The following is a 3,224-nucleotide window of genomic DNA, read 5'->3' as shown; positions in this document are numbered from 1 at the left end:
GTACTTAACCTGCCAGTGGCTGAATATCCAAAAATCAGTCCTCCATCCGTTGGTGTAACAGCCGTCTACTCTGGTGCAAGTGCCGAAACCGTTGAAGAGGCGATAGCCGACCCAATTGAAGCATCGGTCAATGGTGTAGAAAACATGATTTACATGTCTTCTAAGAGTGCTAACGATGGTTCTTATAACTTGAACGTAACCTTTGATATCGGCACTGATCCGGATATGGCGCAGGTTAACGTTCAGAACCGCGTTTCTCAGATCGAGTCCAAGCTACCAGCTGAAGTACGTATGGTAGGTGTGACGGTTAAGAAACGTTCGCCTGACTTGCTGATGGTACTTAACTTTTACTCACCAGACGGTAGGTATGATGACCAGTTCCTGATCAACTACATTAACTTGAATGTTAAAGATCAGCTGGCGCGTGTTACGGGTATCAGTGAGGTTAATGTTATCGGTGGTGGCGAATACGCGATGCGTGTTTGGCTAAACCCTGAGAAAATGGCCAACCTTAACCTAACGACGTCTGATGTTAATGCAGCACTTGCTGAGCAGAATGTTCAGGTAGCTGCTGGTCAGGTCGGTGCCGCACCGTACAACAATCCTCAGGAAGTGCAGTTCAACCTGGTAACTAAAGGTCGACTAGAAACTGTTGAAGAGTTCGAGAACGTGGTTCTTCGTGCTAACAACGACGGTTCTATGGTTTACCTAAAGGATGTCGCCCGCGTTGAACTAGGTAAGAAGTTCTATAGCGGTAATGGTATGTTCCGTGGTCAGGATGCTTCTATCGTGGCGCTAAACCTTCAGTCCGATGCCAACGCACTGGAAAGTGGCCAAGCGGTCATGGACTTGCTTGAGCGCTTGAGCGTCGACTTCCCTGAAGGTATGGAGTACGAGACCAGTTACGATACAACCCTTTTCGTTGCTGAATCTATCAAAGGTGTTGTGGTTACCTTGATCCAGGCGATCTTGCTGGTAATCGCTGTAACCTACATGTTCCTGGGTAGCGTACGCTCGACCTTGATTCCGGTTGTTGCGATTCCAGTATCGCTTATCGGTACTTTCGCGATTATGCTGGCTGCTGGGTTTACCAATAACACCGTTACCTTGTTCGGCTTGATACTGGCCATCGGTATCGTGGTGGATGATGCGATTCTGGTTATCGAGCAGGTCGATACCAATATGAAACGCGACCCAAGCCTGACTCCGGCGAAAGCTACGCTTATTGCGATGAAGGAAGTAACAGGTCCGATTGTGACCTCAACATTGGTACTTCTAGCGGTATTCGTACCTGTAGCCATGCTGCCAGGTATCACCGGTATCATGTATCGCCAGTTCGCACTAACGATTTGTATCTCGGTAATCATTTCCTCTATCAACGCATTGACACTTTCTCCGGCACTATGTTCTTTGGTGCTTAAGCAAGGTGGTGACAACACAGCTCGTTGGTTTGAAGTCTTTAACCGTGGTCTTGATAAGGTAACGATGAAGTACGGCGCCATTGCTGGCTTCATGGTGCGCAAAGTTGCTTTGCTTGTGACCTTCTTCGTACTTGCTGTTGGTGCGGTAACCTTCCTGTCGAAAACAACGTCTACGGCGTTTGTACCGACGGAAGATAAGGGTATCTTGCTGGTAAACGTTCAGTTACCTGACTCGGCTTCTCTATCTCGTACTGAAGAAACAACTGAAAAACTTCAGGAGATCCTTGCCGACGAACCAGGTATTGAAGGTATTACCGTTGCAAACGGTTATGCATTCATGACAGGTGCTGCTGCCTCAAACGGTGCTTCCCTGTTCATTAAGTTGAAAGAGTGGGATGAGCGAAATGCAATGGAAGGGGATCACTCATCTTTTGCCATTTCGAACCGTGTAAATGGTCGTGCGGCAATGGAGCTTCCTGAAGCGATTGTCTTTGCAATGGGTGCTCCGGCAGTACCGGGTATGGGTGCGGCTGATGGTTTCGAGTTTGTGCTTGAAGATACTTTGGGCCGAAGCCGAACAGATCTTGCAAATGTCATGGGTGAAATGATTCAGGCGGCTAACCAGCAACCAGAGATCCAATTTACCTTTAGTACATTCCGTGCAAACGTACCTCACTACTACATTGATGTTGACCGTGTTAAAGCCAAGCAACTGGGTATTCCACTAACGGAAATCTTCCAGACGCTACAGGGTAACCTTGGCTCAATGTATGTGAATGACTTTACTCTATACGGTAAGAACTTCCGTGTAACCGTTCAGGCTGATAGTGACTATCGTGATGGCCTAGATGCTCTACAACGATTCCACGTACGTTCAGCATCTGGTGAGATGATCCCGCTAAGTACCATTACGTCGGTTGAGCAGGTATTTGAGCCAGACGTTGCATGGCGTTACAACATGTACCGTTCAGCTGTTATCCAGGGTAGTCCAGCGCCGGGTTACTCAAGTGGTGACGCAATCGCAGCCATGGAGCGTGTAGCAGCAGAAGTTCTTCCTCAGGGCTACCAGTACGAATGGACCGGTATGGCTTACCAGGAAGTTAAAGCGGGTAACCAAGCAATCTATGCTTTCGCACTAGCACTTGTGTTTATTTACCTGTTCATGGTGGCCCAGTACGAGAGTTGGAGTATTCCTCTGGCAATCATCTTGGTAGTACCGGTGGCGACCTTGGGTTCATTCTTGGCGCTAGCATTGACCGGCACGCCGTTGAACTTGTATGCGCAGATCGGTTTGGTTCTCTTGATTGCACTTGCAGCTAAGAACGCCATCCTGATTGTAGAATTCGCTAAGATTGAGCGCGAAGAGAAAGAGTTGGATATCGAGCAAGCTGCGGTACGTGGTGGTAAGCTTCGTTTCCGCGCGGTAAATATGACGTCTTGGTCGTTTATCCTAGGTATTCTACCTCTGATCTTTGCCAACGGTGCAGGTCACATCAGCCAGAACTCGTTGGGTATTTCCCTAACCGGTGGTCTGCTATGTGTGTTGTTGGCAGGAACCTTCTTGATCCCTGGCTTCTTTGCACTGGTACAGCGTCGCCGTGAGAAATTCCATGGTGGTTCAACTAAGTTGATTCCGCTTGATGATGAGTAACGCTGTAGCGTAATGCTAAGTATCAGATAAATAGAAAGCTCCCAGAGATGGGAGCTTTTTTTATGGTGCGCCGAGCATGGTGTCAACCTAGGAGGTGAAAGTCCTCTACGGGCTCAGTCGAGCGAGAACCGTTAGCCTATGCAAGGGTGTTC

1 protein-coding gene is annotated in these 3,224 nt (G+C 48.3%); it reads left to right on the top strand.

Annotated features, from left to right (window positions below; genetic code table 11):
• Nucleotides 1–3,072: efflux RND transporter permease subunit (locus BIZ37_RS29735; protein WP_187464611.1), on the top strand; the 3,072-nt coding region annotated here is incomplete at its 5' end.
• Nucleotides 3,073–3,224: the final 152 nt, after the last annotated feature.

Source organism: Photobacterium sp. BZF1 (genome assembly GCF_014349205.1).
GTDB lineage: Bacteria > Pseudomonadota > Gammaproteobacteria > Enterobacterales > Vibrionaceae > Photobacterium.
The sequence above is the reverse complement of the archived record's forward strand: the minus strand, read 5'-3'. Positions and strand labels throughout refer to the sequence as shown.